This is a genomic window from Chromobacterium sp. IIBBL 290-4 (genome assembly GCF_024207115.1).
Classification (GTDB): domain Bacteria; phylum Pseudomonadota; class Gammaproteobacteria; order Burkholderiales; family Chromobacteriaceae; genus Chromobacterium.
Window position 1 is genome coordinate 2,618,092 of record NZ_CP100128.1, and the last position, 14,818, is coordinate 2,632,909.

The window sequence follows — 14,818 nt, forward strand, 5'->3', positions numbered from 1 at the left end:
GCAGTCTGGATGACTTTGCCGGATCGCCAGCGCGGTTTCACGCTGATCGAGGTGATGGTGGTGATGCTGATCATCGGCGTCCTCGCCACCACCGTCACGCTCAGCCTGCGGCCGGACACCCATCGTCTGTTGAATGACGAGGCCTACCGTTTCGCCCGCGTGCTGGAACAGGCGGGCGCCGCCGCGGAAATGGGCGATACGCTGGCCTTGAGCTGGACGGGCAAAGGCTATGCCTTCAGCCGCATGAACGACGACGGCGCCTGGGAGACGGTCAGCGAGGACTTGCTGGCCGAGCATCCCTGGCCGGATGGCATCCAGGGCGAGACGGCCCTGCTGGACGGCAAGCCCTGGCCCAAGGGCAGGCCGGTGTTGCTGTGGCAGGATGGCCGCGCCGCCACGCTGGCGCTGAGCCTGGCGGGGGCGGGCCGTCACCTCACCGTGCTGCAATCGCCGTTGGGGCGGGTCACCGTGGCGGACGGCTCATGAGGCGGCAAGAGGGCTTTACCCTGTTCGAGGTATTGGTCGCGCTCGCCATCATCGCCGTGGCGCTGGGCGCTTTGCTGCGCGCCACCGGCCTTGCCGCCGACAACGCGGAAGGCATGGAGCGGCGGATGCAGGCCAATTGGGAGGCGCAGAACCAGATCGCGATGCTGCAGGCGCTGCGCCAGTTTCCCGAGCCGGGACAGCAGGCCGGGGAGAGCAAGGAAGACGGCGTCGAATGGCGCTGGGAGCGCGATGTCAGCACCACGCCTAACCCCAATTTCCGCAAAGTGGTAGTGCGCATCCTGGCGCCCGGCGCGGGGCATTACGTGCTGGCGGAGATCACCGGCTATCTGAGGCAGCAGCCGGGAGGCGGCGGGTGAGTGCGAAAACACAGCGCGGCATGACGCTGCTGGAAATCCTGGTGGCGATGAGCTTGCTCGCCATCCTGTCAGTGATGGGCTACAAGGCTTTCGGCTCATTGCTCATCGCCCGCGAGCGGCTGATGCAGACCGGGGAGCAATGGGTGGATGCCGCCCGCGCGTTCCGCCGTTTGGAAAGCGACTTGTCCGGCCAGCAGCCCTCGCCGACCAATGGCGACCAAATGCTGGGGGCGATGCTGGGCGCCAGCTCGCTGACGCTGCTGGAGGAGGGCAAAGGGCAATCGCTGGTGCTGGAGTCGGTTTCCGCCCGTTACCCCGGCGGGATGGAGCGCATCAGTTATCAGGCTGGCGAAAAGGGCTTGAGCTGGTCGGCGGGCAGCGGCGGCAGCGGTTCGGAAGCGCCTATCGCCTACACCTTGCTGGGCGCGGGCATGCAGGTTTCCTGGCGGGTGCTGCTGAATGACGGCAGCTGGCAAAACGTGTGGCCCATGGGCGATGGCGCCCAGGGGCGGGTGGCGCGGGCGCTGGAAATGCGGGTGAAGATGCCGGGCGGCAAGCAGGTGCACCGGGTATGGGTGCTGCCATGAGAAAACATCAGTCCGGCATGGCGGTGATCATGGCCTTGCTCATCGTCGCGCTGGCGACGACGGCGGCCAGCCTGGTGCTGTGGCAGCAGGGCCTGTGGTGGCATCAGCTGGAAAACGACAAGAGCCGCGCCCAGCTGCGTTTGGTGGCGGACGCCGGCCTGGGCTGGGCGATGGAGATTTTGCGCTTCAACAACGGACCGGCCGGCAACGGCGTGGTGGCGCTGTCCCAGCTGTGGGCGCAGCCCTTGCCGCAGACCGAGGCGCAGGGCGTGAAGGTCAGCGGCTCGCTCAGCGATCTGCAAGGCCGTTTCAATATCAATTCGCTGGTGGTGAATGGCCAGACCAATGCCGATCAACTGACCTTCTACAAGCGTTTGCTGACCAATCTGCAGCTGCCGAGCAAGCTGTCCGATCCGGTGGTGAAGGCCTTGCGCGGCGGCAAGGGCGAGGATGAGAAGCCGGTCGGCGGCGACGCCGCCGCGGCACCCGCGTCCAGCCATCCCTTGTTGAGGGTGGAAATGCTGCGCTGGCTGCCGGGCTATACCCCGGAGGTGATGGAAAAGCTGCTGCCGCATATCGCGGCGCTGCCGTCCACGGTGAATCAGATCAACGTCAACACCGCCACTGACAAGGTGTTGAAGACGATGCTGCCTGGCGCGGGCGACGGCAATCTGCTGGTGATGCTCAAGCAGCGGCAGAGCAATTATTTCAAGGACGCTGCCGATTTCAAGGCGCGCCTGCCCGCGCCGGGCACGGTCGCCTATCCGGATGGCGGCATCGTGACGGCGTCCAACTATTTCCAGCTCGACAGCAAGTCCAGCTACGGCAAGGCCAAGCTGGCGATGCGGGCGATGATTTACAGCAATCAGAATGTCGTCAGATTGGTCTGGCGGCAGGACGGCAATGATGGCCGCGTGGCGGCCGGCGTGGCGAACGGATCCGCTGCCGCCGAATCGGGCAACGCCGGGCCGATACGCTCGGGCGGCTGATTCGGCAGCTCGGCAATTGAATGCTTATCCCCTGGCTTTGCCCTGCGAGGGGCTCGCCCGCAAGAAGGCGAGGGGCCTGGTTAACTATAGGGATCGTGCAATGGGCGCGGTCCGCGGGAGACAAGAATGACGACGCTGCGACTCTATCTCAGGCCGGGTTGGCCCGATAGCGAGCCCGGCTTGCCCTGGGCCTTGCTGAACGCCCGCGGCGAACCGGCCGCCCAGGGTGACAGCGCGCCGGGCGGCTGGCCTAAGGCCGAGCACTGCGAGCTGGTGTTGCCGGCGGGCCGCACGCTGTTCACCGATGTGAAGCTGCCGGATGCGGTCAAGCAGCCGGCGGCGGCGGTGGTGGGCTTCGCGCTGGAGGAAAGGCTGGGCAACGATCCCGCTGCGAATTTGTACGCCCTGGGCGACAACGGGGCCGATGGCCGCCGCGCCGTGGCGGTGACCGAGGCGGCCTCGGTGCGGCGCGCCGTGGCCATGCTCAAGCAACTGGGCCGCTTGTGCGACCGCATCGTGCCGGAGGAGTGCCTCATGCCGGCGCCGGCGGCGGATGGCTGGAGCGTGACCCGTCTGGCCGACCGCTGGCTGGTGCGCGCGGCCGCGCCGTTCGCCGCCAGCCTGCCGCTGGGCGGCGCGTTGCTGGAGCAGCATTTGTTCGCCTCCTTGATGGCGGCGTCTCCTCCGGCGTCCTTGCGGCTGTCGGGCGTGGACAGCGTGGACGAAGTGCTGAGCCGTTTGCCGGGCTGGCAGGGTGAGGCCAGTCGAGTCGACCGTTACGACTGGCGCAGCGGCCGCCGCCAAGGGGCTTTCGATTTCGCCCAGGGCGAATTGGCGGCCAACCGCCTGTGGCGCGACTGGGCGCCGTCTTTCAAGCGGGCGGGCTGGCTGCTTGGCATGCTGGTGGTCGCCCAATTGGCGCTGACCTTGGGCCAGTCCGGCTGGTACGCCTGGCAGAAGCACAGCCTGTCGCAACGCATCGTCAAAACCGCGACGCCGTGGATAGGCGGCCAGGCTTTGCCGGGCAGTAGCGCGCTGCCGATGCTGCGGGCGGTCGATCGGCTGAGGCTGAGCCACGGCCAGGCGGCGCGGGACGATATGGTCGAGCTGATGGGCGCTTTGGCGGCGGTCGCCGGCCGCGATTTGCAGGTGCGGACGCTGGAGTACGAATCCGGCCGCCTCAAGCTGCAAGTGGCGGATGTGCCGCCGGAAGCGCTGGCGCGCTGGCGCAAGCAGCTGGAAGCCAGGCAGATTCTGCTGGACGCGGTCAGCAGCCAGCCTGGCGCCAAGCAATTGGTGATCGCGCGGGAGCCTTGAGATGCAAGCGTACAAACAACAATTTCTCGAATACTGGAGCCAGCGCAGCGCGCGAGAGCAGCGGCTGCTGACCTTGATGGGCGCGGTGCTGGGCGTGGCCTTTTTGTACCTGGGCGTGTGGGAGCCGGCGCAGGCTTCATTGCAGCGCAATCGCGGCGCGGTGGCCAGGCTGCAGGCCGAGGCTGGCATGGTGGAGTCGCTGGCGGCCGAGGCGGACAAGCTCAAGCGCCAGCCGGCGCAGACGCCGCTGCCGGCCAAGGAACTGATCCCTTTGCTGCAGCAGACGGCCAAGAGCCAGGGCGCGTCGCTGGCCAATTTGCAGTTCAGCCCGGACGGCGAGTCGGGGGTGGATGTCGAAGGCGTGGTCGGCTTTGACGATTGGGTGCGCTATCTGGGGATCTTGTCCGCGCAGCAGCAAGTGCGCGTGGTGAGCGCCAAGGCCGAGGCGCAAGGCGTGCCGGGCCAAGCCAAGGTCAAGGCCCTGCTCATGCATGCGGGAGCGGCGGAATGAAGCGGAAAATCGCCAAGTGGAGTCTGATCGGCCTGGCCGCCTTGGCCGGCCTGGTATCGGCGCTGCCCGCCAACTGGCTGTCGGTCCCGGTGTCGCGCGTCAGCGGCGGGCATTGGGATGTCAGCCAGGCCAAGGGCACGCTGTGGGATGGCGGCGCGCAGCTGGTTTACTTGGGCGCGGGCGGCGAGGTGCAGGCCATGAGCCCCATCGCCTGGCAATGGCAGCCCAAGGCGCTGATGTCCGGCCTGCTGGTATGGCATCTGGACAGCGCCGGCCAGCCGGGCATGCTGCAGCTGGGCTGGGGCAAGCAGGAAGTGAGGGGCCTGGCCTTGTCGCTGCCGATGGCGGCCTTGGCCAATCTGTCCAAGACCTGGCAGGCGGCCAGACTGGGCGGCGAAGTGCAGGTCAATGTGCCGCAGCTGGCTCGCCAGGGGAAGGCGCTCAGCGGCAATGTGCAGCTGGCATGGCGCGGCGCGGCGTCGCCCCTGACTACGGCCTTGCCCTTCGGCAGTTATCAGCTGGACATCGCCGGCACGCCGCAGGGCGCCAGCCTGACGCTGTCCACGCTGGAAGGGCCGCTGATGCTGAACGGCCAGGGCAGCGTGTCGCCGCAGGGCGTGTTCCAGATGGCGGGGAGCGGCGAGAGCCCGCCGGACAAGTACGACGCGCTCAAGCCCTTGATGCTGATGCTGGGCCAGCCCTCCGGCCCGACCGGCATCAACTGGCAGATCAAACCGGGGATGTGACGATTTTTTTGCGAAATCATCATTCGCTTATTGTGCAAACGCAAAACGCGCGGTATTATTGAAAGGTTTAACCAAACGGGACAGGCGAGAGCGCCGCGTCCCGTTATTCACATCAGAATTTCAAAAAAACCACAGCGCGCAAACAAACCGGCACCCGCCGGTTTTTGTCTAAGCGCCGCGGCAAACGCAACAGGAGCCAGCCAGTGTCAAACACCCCCGCAATCCTTGTCTTGGCTGACGGCACGCTTTTTAGAGGTAGTGCTATCGGTGCCGCCGGCCATACGGTCGGCGAGGTGGTATTCAATACTGCCATCACCGGTTATCAGGAAATCCTCACGGATCCTTCCTATACCAGGCAGATCGTCACTCTGACCTATCCCCATATCGGAAACGTCGGCGCGAATTCGGAAGATACCGAATCCCGCGCCGTTTTTGCATCCGGCCTGATCATTCGCGATCTGCCGCTGCTGCACAGCAACTTCCGCGCCGAAGATTCGCTGTCCGATTACCTGAAGAAGCACAATGTCGTCGCCATCGCCGATATCGACACCCGCAAGCTGACTCGCATTCTGCGCGAGAAGGGCGCTCAGGCCGGCTGCATCATGGCCGGCGACATCGACGAGGCCCGCGCGCTGGAACTGGCGCGCGGCTTCGGCTCCATGGCCGGCCAGGATCTGGCCCGCGTGGTGAGCTGCCAGAAGCCTTACGCCTGGACCGAGAAGCAATGGAAGCTGGGCGCCGGTTATCAGATCCAGGCCGCCACCCGTTTCCATGTGGTCGCCTATGACTTCGGCGTCAAGCACAACATCCTGCGCATGCTGGCAGAACGCGGCTGCCAGCTGACCATCGTCCCGGCCCAGACGCCGGCCGCCGATGTGCTGGCGCTCAATCCGCACGGCGTGTTCCTGTCCAACGGCCCCGGCGATCCGGAACCGTGCGACTACGCCATCGCCGCCATCCGCGAGATTCTGGAGACCAAGCTGCCGGTGTTCGGCATCTGCCTGGGCCATCAGCTGTTGGGCCTGGCGACCGGCGCGCAAACGTCCAAAATGAAGTTCGGCCACCACGGCGCCAACCACCCGGTGCAAGACCTGGATTCCGGCCGCGTGATGATCACCAGCCAGAACCACGGCTTCCAGGTGGATGAGACCAGCCTGCCGGCCAATGTCCGCGTCACCCACCGTTCCTTGTTCGACGGCACGGTGCAGGGCATCGCGCTGACCGACCGTCCGGCCTTCTCCTTCCAGGGCCACCCGGAAGCGAGCCCGGGTCCGGAAGACGTCGCCTATCTGTTTGACCGTTTCATCTCGGCGATGGCCGAGCGGCAGTAACTTGGAGTAAGCAGCACATGTTTGGCATTACCGACCTGACCACCTATTTGATAGGCACCTTGATCGTCATCCTGCTGCCCGGCCCGAACATGATGTTCGTGCTGTCGGTGGCGGCGCAGCGCGGGCCGCGCGCCGGCTTCGCCGCCGCCGCCGGCGTGCTGAGCGGCGATTTCACGCTGATGACGCTGGCCGCGCTGGGCGCGGCTGGCCTGTTGCAGGCCAATCCGGCGTTGTTTTCCGTGATCAAGTACATCGGCGGCGCGTATCTGGGCTGGCTGGGCTTCAATATGGTGAAGGGGGCCTTGATGGCTTGGGCGCGCGCGCGCCGCGGCGAAGAGGGCAAGGCGGCGCCGTCGGCGCTGTCCAGCGGCCACCCGTACGGCAAGGCGCTGTTCATCAGCTTGATGAACCCGAAGGCGATTTTATTCTTCGTGTCCTTTTTCGTGCAGTTCGTCGATCCGGCCTATCCGCATCCTGGCCTGACCTTCGCCGCGCTGGGCGCCATCGTGCAGTGCTGCAGCCTGAGTTATATGACGCTGCTGATCCTGGCCGGCAACCGCATGGCCGACGCCTTCCGCCGCCGCCGCAAGCTGTCGGCGGCGCTGGGCGGCTCGGTGGGCGCGGTGTTCGTCGGCTTCGGCGCCAAATTGGCGGCCGCCGGGCTGGGCTAAGCAAACCATGCCGGCCGCGCGAGGGGGTCGCGCGGCCGAACAGAATCGAATTACTGAAATAGAGTCAAAATCATGCCAAAGCGTACCGACATCAAAAGCATTCTGATCATTGGCGCCGGCCCGATCGTCATCGGTCAGGCCTGCGAGTTCGACTACTCCGGCGCCCAGGCTTGCAAGGCGCTGCGCGAGGAGGGCTATAAAGTCATCCTGGTGAACTCCAATCCGGCCACCATCATGACCGATCCGGACATGGCCGACGTGACCTATATCGAGCCCATCAGCTGGCCGGTGGTGGAAAAAATCATCGCCAAGGAGCGTCCGGACGCGATCCTGCCGACCATGGGCGGCCAGACCGCGCTGAACTGCGCGCTGGACCTGGCCAAGCACGGCGTCCTTGAGAAATACAAGGTCGAGCTGATCGGCGCCACCGAAGACGCCATCGACAAGGCCGAAGACCGCGGCCGCTTCAAGGAGGCCATGGCCAAGATCGGCCTGTCCTGCCCGCTGTCTTTTGTCTGTCACACGCTGGAAGAATCGCTGGAAGCGCAGACCAAGGTCGGCTTCCCGACGCTGATCCGCCCGTCCTTCACCATGGGCGGCTCCGGCGGCGGCATCGCCTACAACAAGGAAGAATTCCTGGCGATCTGCGAGCGCGGCTTCGAGGCTTCCCCTACCCATGAGCTGCTGATCGAGCAGTCGGTGCTGGGCTGGAAGGAATACGAGATGGAAGTCGTTCGCGACAAGAACGACAACTGCATCATCATCTGTTCGATCGAAAACTTCGACCCGATGGGCGTGCACACTGGCGATTCCATCACCGTGGCCCCGGCGCAGACGCTGACCGACAAGGAATACCAGATCATGCGCAACGCCTCGCTGGCGGTGCTGCGCGAGATCGGCGTGGATACCGGCGGCTCCAATGTGCAGTTCGCCACCAATCCGGCCACCGGCGAGATGATCGTCATCGAGATGAACCCGCGCGTGAGCCGTTCCTCCGCGCTGGCGTCCAAGGCCACCGGCTTCCCGATCGCCAAGATCGCCGCCAAGCTGGCGGTGGGCTTCACGCTGGACGAGCTGAAGAACGACATCACCGGCGGCGCCACCCCGGCTTCGTTCGAGCCGTCGATCGACTACGTGGTCACCAAGATTCCGCGTTTCGCGTTTGAAAAATTCCCGCAGGCCGACGACCGCCTGACCACCCAGATGAAATCGGTGGGCGAAGTGATGGCCATGGGCCGCACGCTGCAGGAGTCGATGCAGAAAGCGCTGCGCGGTCTGGAGACCGGCTTGTCCGGCTTCGACTCGGTGACCACCGACGAAGCCGCCATCCGCCACGAGCTGGGCGCGCCGGGACCGGAACGCATTCTGTACGTGGCCGACGCCTTCCGCATCGGCATGAGCCGCGACGACATCCACGCCGTCAGCAAGATCGACCCGTGGTTCCTGGCCCAGATTGAGGACATCGTCGGCGAGGAAAAGGCGCTGGCCGGCCGCAAGGTTGAGGACATGGAGTACAGCGAACTGCGCCGCCTGAAGCGCAAGGGCTTCTCCGACCGCCGTCTGGGCGAGCTCTTGGCCACCGACCAGGCCGCCGTGCGCGCCAAGCGCTGGGCGCTGAACCTGCACCCGGTGTACAAGCGCGTGGACACCTGCGCGGCGGAATTCGCCACCAACACCGCCTATATGTACTCGACCTATGAGGAAGAGTGCGAGTCCAACCCGTCCGACCGCAAGAAGGTGATGGTGCTGGGCGGCGGGCCGAACCGCATCGGCCAGGGCATCGAGTTCGACTACTGCTGCGTGCACGCCGCGCTGAGCCTGCGCGAATCCGGTTTCGAGACCATCATGGTCAACTGCAATCCGGAAACCGTGTCCACCGACTACGACACATCCGATCGCCTGTACTTCGAGCCGCTGACGCTGGAAGACGTGCTGGAAATCTGCCGCATCGAGAAGCCGTTCGGCGTCATCGTGCAGTACGGCGGCCAGACCCCGCTGAAGCTGGCGCGCGCCCTGGAAGCCAACGGCGTGCCCATCATCGGCACCACACCGGACATGATCGACGCCGCCGAAGACCGCGAGCGCTTCCAGAAGCTGTTGAACGAGCTGGGCCTGAAGCAGCCGCCGAACCGCACCGCCCGCGCGCCGGCCGAGGCGATGAAGCTGGCCGAAGAAATCGGCTACCCGCTGGTGGTGCGCCCGTCCTACGTGCTGGGCGGCCGCGCGATGGAAATCGTCCACGAGCCGGCTGATCTGGAACGCTATATGCGCGAAGCGGTGAAAGTGTCCAATGACAGCCCGGTGCTGCTGGACCGCTTCCTCAACGACGCCATCGAAGTCGATGTCGACTGCGTGTCCGACGGCGAGCAAGTGGTGATCGGCGGCATCATGCAGCACGTGGAGCAAGCCGGCGTCCACTCCGGCGACTCGGCGTGCTCGCTGCCGCCGTACAGCCTGTTCCCGGCGCTGCAGGATGAAATCCGCCGCCAGACCGAGGCGATGGCGCGCGCGCTGAATGTGGTCGGCCTGATGAATGTGCAGTTCGCCATCCAGGGCGAGACCATCTACGTGCTGGAGGTGAACCCGCGCGCCTCGCGCACCGTGCCTTTCGTTTCCAAGGTGACGTCCGCGCCGCTGGCCAAGATCGCCGCCCGCGCCATGGCCGGCATCAAGCTGGCTGACCAAGGCTTCACCAAGGAAGTGATCCCGCCGTTCTATGCGGTGAAGGAAGCGGTGTTCCCCTTCATCAAGTTCCCGGGCGTCGATACCATCCTGGGGCCGGAAATGAAGTCCACCGGCGAAGTGATGGGCGTCGGCAAGACCTTCGCCGAGGCTTACGTCAAGGCGCAGCTGGGCGCGGGCGACCGCTTGCCCAAGACCGGCAAGGTGTTCCTGTCGGTGCGCGACGGCGACAAGAACGGCGCGGTGGACGTGGCGCGCGAGCTGCAGCGTCTGGGCTTCGGCATCTGCTGCACCCGCGGCACCGCCAAGCATCTGACCGAAGCCGGCCTGATCGTGCAGGTGGTCAACAAGGTGAACGAAGGCCGTCCGCACATCGTCGACATGATCAAGAACGGCGAAGTGGATCTGGTGATCAACACGGTTGATGAGAAGCGCACCGCGATCCAGGACAGCCATTCCATCCGCCGCTCCGCCTTGCAGGCGCGCGTGCCGCAATACACCACGCTGTCCGCCGCCAAGGCGGTATGCGTGGGCATGAAGCACGCCGAGGCCTTCGATGTGTACAGCGTGCAGCAGCTGCACGCGCAGATCGCCGGCTAAGCGGAGCCGCCGCCGGTAGGCTTTGATGCGGAGCCGATTTCTCGGTACAATTCCGCTCAAACCCGCTTGCCCAAGCCGCCGTCCCGTACGGCGGCTTGTGCTTTTGTTGAGGGGCGGACCAACCGCCTGTGGAGAATACTGTAATGACCAAAGTCCCGTTGACTGTACGCGGCGCCGAACTTCTGAAAGAAGAATTGCAACGCCTGAAGAGCGTGGAGCGTCCGTCGGTGATCGAGGCGATCGCCGAAGCCCGCTCCCATGGCGACCTGTCGGAAAACGCCGAATACGACGCCGCCAAGGAGCGCCAGGCGTTTGTCGAAGGCCGCATCGCCGAGCTGGAAGGCAAGCTGTCCAACGCCGTGATCATCAACCCTATCGAGCTGAACGCCGATGGCCGCGTGGTGTTCGGCGCCACCGTCGAGCTGATGGATCTGGAGACGGAAGACAATGTCACCTACCAGATCGTCGGCGATGACGAAGCCGACATCAAGGACGCCAAGGTATCGGTGAACTCGCCGATCGCCCGCGCCCTAATTGGCAAGGAAGCCGGCGACGTGGCCGAAGTAGTGGCCCCGGGCGGCATCCGCGAGTACGAAGTGCTCGACGTCAAATACGTTTGACCAAAACCGGACCGCGCGCGATGCCAAACATCGCGCGTTTTTCATGGGTGGCGTCTGTTGCTGGGGGGAGAGATGGACGGCTTGCGTGCTATTGCCAAGACCTTCTGGATTGGCGGTTTATGGGTGATCGGCCTGATCGTGGCGCCGGTGCTGTTCAAAACGCTGGACTCGGTGACCGCCGGCATGGTGGCGGGACGCTTGTTCGCCGTCATCGCCTGGGTGGGCCTGGTGTGCGGCGTCTACCTCTTGGTGGATCTGGTATGGCGCCATGGCGTGTCCGGGCTGAAGCTGGGCGGCTTCTGGCTCATCGTCGGCATGCTGGCCTGCATCCTGATCAACCAGTTCGGCGTCGCGCCCATCATCGTCACGCTGAAGCAGCAGATGAACCATGCGGCCGAGGGCTTGTTCGGCGGCGGCTTCGCCACCTGGCACGCCATCTCCAGCCTGATCTATCTGGTGCAAAGCTTGTTTGGCCTGGCCTTCATACTGCGCAACGAATGATCCATTTGGATGTCCGTCGTATTCGGCGAGATGATCCGCCGTTTGGATGTCATCGCTTCGCCTTGTGTTGCGCGGCATTGGCGGAACGCCCGGCGAGCAGGGCTTCCGCCCTGCATGAAGCATGATGCAGCGAAGGCAGGCATAAAAAAACGGCGGCTAAAGCCACCGTTTTCGTAGGGCGAATGCCCCGTAGGGGCGATCCGCCAGTATGAGTTTGCCGGGCTTTCGCCCCACATGCTTAGCCCTTCAGGGCCTGCTTGTTCTTCGGCAGCGCGATGCGCTCCTTGTCGCTGGGGCGCCACAGCACCAGCAGCTTGCCGATGTGTTGCACCGGCGCGCAGTCCAGCTGGTCGCAGATCTGCTCGAACATGGCGACGCGGGCTTCGCGGTCGTCGCCCAGCACGCGGACCTTGATCAGTTCATGGGCGTCCAGGCTGATGGCGATTTCGCGGACGACGGACTCGGTCAGGCCATTATTGCCTATCATCACCACCGGGTCGATGCCGTGGGCCAGGCCTTGCAGATACTTGCGCTGGAACGGCTTGAGTTCAATTTTCATGGAAAGACGGATTTCAAAGCAAAACCCGATTCTACTAGAATTTCCCCCCAGGCCCAAAGTTTGGTCCCGAATTAACCGAAAAACAACAGGATAGCGCCATGCGAGGCGGATGGATCGGCTATCCTGAGCATTAAGAAGACAGAAAGCGCGCCCACCGATGGCAAGAAGCAAGAGCAGCAACAGCTGGTTGCAGGAACACGTCAACGATCAATACGTGCAGATGGCGCAGAAAGACGGCTACCGCGCCCGCGCCGCCTACAAATTGCTGGAAATCAACGACAAGGACAAGCTGATCCGTCCCGGCACCGTGCTGGCTGACCTGGGCTCCACGCCCGGCAGCTGGTCGCAGGTGGCCTCGCGCATCGTCGGCGACGCCGGCAAGGTGTTCGCGCTGGACATTTTGCCTATGGACCCGGTTCCGGGTGTGGATTTCATCCAGGGCGACTTCCGCGAGGAAAGTGTCTTGCGCGAGTTCGAACAATTGCTGGGCGGCCGTCCGCTGGACCTTGTAATTTCCGATATGGCGCCCAATATGTCGGGTATGAGCGCCATCGATCAGGCCAGAAGTTTCCTGCTGTGCGAACTGGCTCTGGATTTTGCGCGCGATCATTTGAAACCTGGAGGCCACTTTCTCGTCAAAGTATTTCAGGGAAGCGATTTTCAGGATTATCTCAAGGCCATGCGCGAGCTGTTCTCCGAGGTAGTCACCCGCAAGCCTAAGGCGTCGCGCGACCGTTCCAGCGAAATATATTTGCTGGGCAAGGGTCGCCGCTGACATAAACGGGCGCGCGGCGTACAATCGAAGCCGTTTAAACAAGCAACCAAAAAGTCAGGGCACAGAGGAGTCCGCCACTCGTGAACAATATCGGCAAAAACATCGCCATCTGGGTGATCATCGGCTTGGTGCTGATGACGGTGTTCAATCAGTTCAACAAGCGTCAGGACACCCAGAACCAGCTCGAATACTCGCAGTTCATCAGCAATGTCGAGTCGGGCAAGGTGCAATCCCTGACCATCGAGGGCCATCCGCTGCGCGGCCAGTGGCTGAAGGGCAAATTGTCCGACGGCACCGCGTTCGCCACGTTCGCGCCGTACGATCCGCAACTGGTGGATGACCTGATCAAAAACAATGTGCGCTTCTCGGCCAAGCCGGAAGAAGAGCCGTCCATGCTGATGAGCATCTTCATCAGCTGGTTCCCGATGCTGTTGCTGATCGGCGTGTGGGTGTTCTTCATGCGCCAGATGCAAGGCGGCGGCAAGGGCGGCGCGTTCTCGTTCGGCAAGAGCAAGGCGCGCATGCTGGACCAGGACGCCAACACCGTGGTGTTCGCCGATGTGGCGGGCTGCGACGAGGCCAAGGAAGAAGTGAAGGAAATCGTGGACTACCTGCGCGATCCTTCCCGCTACCAAAGCCTGGGCGGCCGCATCCCGCGCGGCATCCTGCTGGCCGGCTCGCCGGGTACCGGTAAGACGCTGCTGGCCAAGGCCATCGCAGGCGAAGCCAAGGTGCCGTTCTTCAGCATCTCCGGCTCCGACTTCGTGGAAATGTTCGTCGGCGTGGGCGCAGCCCGCGTGCGCGACATGTTCGAGCAAGCCAAGAAGAACTCTCCTTGCATCATCTTCATCGATGAAATCGACGCGGTCGGCCGCCAGCGCGGCGCAGGCCTCGGCGGCGGCAATGATGAGCGCGAGCAAACGCTGAACCAGCTCTTGGTGGAGATGGACGGCTTCGACACCAATTCCACGGTGATCGTGATAGCCGCCACCAACCGTCCGGACGTACTGGACCCGGCGCTGCAGCGTCCGGGCCGCTTCGACCGCCAGGTGGTGGTGCCGTTGCCGGATATCCGCGGCCGCGAGCAAATCCTCAACGTGCACATGCGCAAGGTGCCGATAGCCGCCGACGTCAACGCCGAAGTGATCGCCCGCGGCACGCCGGGCTTCTCCGGCGCGGACCTCGCCAACCTGATCAACGAGGCCGCCCTGTTCGCCGCCCGCCGCAACAAGCGTCTGGTGGACATGGAGGACCTGGAGTCCGCCAAGGACAAGATCATGATGGGCTCCGAGCGCCGCAGCATGGTGATGACCGAGGAAGAGAAGAAGAACACCGCTTACCACGAGTCCGGCCACGCCGTGGTCGCCAAGCTGCTGCCAAAGTCCGATCCGGTGCACAAGGTCACCATCATCCCGCGCGGCCGCGCGCTGGGCGTGACCATGCAGCTGCCGGAGCAAGACCGCTTCACCTATGACCGCCAGTATCTGCTGGATCGTCTGGCCATTCTGTTCGGCGGCCGCATCGCCGAAGAGCTGTTCATGAACCAGATGACCACCGGCGCCGGCAACGACTTCGAGCGCGCGACGCAAATGGCGCGCGACATGGTCACCCGCTACGGCATGTCCGACAAGCTGGGCCCGATGGTGTACGGCGAGAACGAGGGCGAAGTGTTCCTCGGCCGCTCCATCACCACCCACAAGAACGTGTCCGAAGCCACCATGCAGCAAGTGGACGCCGAAATCCGCCGCATCATCGACGAGCAGTACGCGCTGGCGCGCCGCCTGCTGGAAGAGAACCGCGACAAGGTGGAAGCGATGACCGCGGCGCTGCTGGAGTTCGAAACCATAGACGCCGAGCAGATCGACGACATCATGGCAGGCAAGCCGCCGCGTCCGCCGAAGCCGGGTTCCAGCTTCGCCGCCAAGGCGGAGGCCAAGCCGGCCGAGCCGGAGACTCCGGCCGCGGCTTCGGAGGCCCAAGCGCCTTCCGAGCCGTCCGGTCCGGCCCAGGAAGCCTGATCCGTTTCAAATCCACAGCCGGGCAAGCCTTTCAGGGTTTGCCCGGTT

The 14,818-nt window shown here is 64.3% G+C and carries 15 protein-coding genes; 14 read left to right on the plus strand and 1 reads right to left on the minus strand.

The features are described 5' to 3' along the window. The first annotated feature begins 9 nt into the window (after positions 1-9). The 12 genes from NKT35_RS12005 to NKT35_RS12060 all read left to right on the plus strand — a co-directional run bounded on the left by NKT35_RS12005 (position 10) and on the right by NKT35_RS12060 (position 11,418). A complete protein-coding gene (locus tag NKT35_RS12005) occupies positions 10-486 on the plus strand; it encodes a prepilin-type N-terminal cleavage/methylation domain-containing protein (protein WP_254293216.1) in 477 nt (158 codons plus the stop codon). After that, entirely contained in the window at positions 483-863 is a 381-nt protein-coding gene (gene gspI, locus NKT35_RS12010; protein WP_254293218.1) for a type II secretion system minor pseudopilin GspI, read from the plus strand. Before NKT35_RS12005 ends, gspI begins: the two co-directional genes overlap by 4 nt. Beyond that, positions 860-1,450, plus strand: a complete 591-nt coding sequence (locus NKT35_RS12015) for a type II secretion system protein GspJ (RefSeq protein WP_254293220.1) — start codon at positions 860-862, stop codon at positions 1,448-1,450. Before gspI ends, NKT35_RS12015 begins: the two co-directional genes overlap by 4 nt. Next, on the plus strand, positions 1,447-2,439 hold the full coding sequence (gene gspK / locus NKT35_RS12020) for a type II secretion system minor pseudopilin GspK (RefSeq protein ID WP_254293222.1): 993 nt from the start codon (positions 1,447-1,449) through the stop codon (positions 2,437-2,439). The genes NKT35_RS12015 and gspK overlap by 4 nt, the downstream gene beginning before the upstream one ends. Positions 2,440-2,565: 126 nt before the next feature. Beyond that, the gene (gspL, locus tag NKT35_RS12025; RefSeq protein WP_254293224.1) at positions 2,566-3,756 is read left to right on the plus strand and encodes a type II secretion system protein GspL; all 1,191 of its coding nucleotides are present in this window, start codon (positions 2,566-2,568) and stop codon (positions 3,754-3,756) included. Position 3,757: 1 nt separating this feature from the next. Beyond that, positions 3,758-4,267, plus strand: a complete 510-nt coding sequence (locus NKT35_RS12030; RefSeq protein WP_254293226.1) for a type II secretion system protein M — start codon at positions 3,758-3,760, stop codon at positions 4,265-4,267. Then, positions 4,264-5,013, plus strand: a complete 750-nt coding sequence (locus NKT35_RS12035; RefSeq protein WP_254293228.1) for a type II secretion system protein N — start codon at positions 4,264-4,266, stop codon at positions 5,011-5,013. The genes NKT35_RS12030 and NKT35_RS12035 overlap by 4 nt, the downstream gene beginning before the upstream one ends. A gap of 203 nt (positions 5,014-5,216) precedes the next feature. Continuing rightward, entirely contained in the window at positions 5,217-6,344 is a 1,128-nt protein-coding gene (gene carA, locus NKT35_RS12040; protein WP_254293230.1) for a glutamine-hydrolyzing carbamoyl-phosphate synthase small subunit, read from the plus strand. A 17-nt stretch (positions 6,345-6,361) separates the two neighbouring features. Further along, positions 6,362-7,015: a leucine efflux protein LeuE gene (leuE, locus tag NKT35_RS12045; RefSeq protein WP_254293232.1), complete on the plus strand. Its 654-nt coding sequence runs from the start codon at positions 6,362-6,364 to the stop codon at positions 7,013-7,015. Between the two features lie 72 nt (positions 7,016-7,087). Continuing rightward, positions 7,088-10,297 carry a carbamoyl-phosphate synthase large subunit gene (gene carB / locus NKT35_RS12050; RefSeq protein WP_254293234.1) on the plus strand — a complete coding sequence of 1,070 codons (3,210 nt, stop codon included), beginning with the start codon at positions 7,088-7,090 and terminating at the stop codon, positions 10,295-10,297. A gap of 143 nt (positions 10,298-10,440) precedes the next feature. Continuing rightward, positions 10,441-10,917, plus strand: coding sequence for a transcription elongation factor GreA (gene greA / locus NKT35_RS12055; protein ID WP_254293236.1), 477 nt, complete (start codon positions 10,441-10,443; stop codon positions 10,915-10,917). Positions 10,918-10,989: 72 nt separating this feature from the next. Then, positions 10,990-11,418 carry a DUF4149 domain-containing protein gene (locus NKT35_RS12060; RefSeq protein WP_254293238.1) on the plus strand — a complete coding sequence of 143 codons (429 nt, stop codon included), beginning with the start codon at positions 10,990-10,992 and terminating at the stop codon, positions 11,416-11,418. 238 nt (positions 11,419-11,656) lie between these two features. Here the strand turns inward: NKT35_RS12060 and yhbY are convergent, their stop codons facing one another. Further along, positions 11,657-11,977, minus strand: a complete 321-nt coding sequence (gene yhbY, locus NKT35_RS12065) for a ribosome assembly RNA-binding protein YhbY (RefSeq protein ID WP_254293240.1) — start codon at positions 11,975-11,977, stop codon at positions 11,657-11,659. A 157-nt stretch (positions 11,978-12,134) separates the two neighbouring features. Between yhbY and rlmE the strand changes: the two genes are divergently transcribed. Next, on the plus strand, positions 12,135-12,752 hold the full coding sequence (gene rlmE / locus NKT35_RS12070) for a 23S rRNA (uridine(2552)-2'-O)-methyltransferase RlmE (RefSeq protein WP_254293242.1): 618 nt from the start codon (positions 12,135-12,137) through the stop codon (positions 12,750-12,752). Between the two features lie 80 nt (positions 12,753-12,832). Further along, entirely contained in the window at positions 12,833-14,770 is a 1,938-nt protein-coding gene (gene ftsH, locus NKT35_RS12075) for an ATP-dependent zinc metalloprotease FtsH (RefSeq protein ID WP_254293244.1), read from the plus strand. The last annotated feature ends 48 nt before the right edge of the window (positions 14,771-14,818 follow it).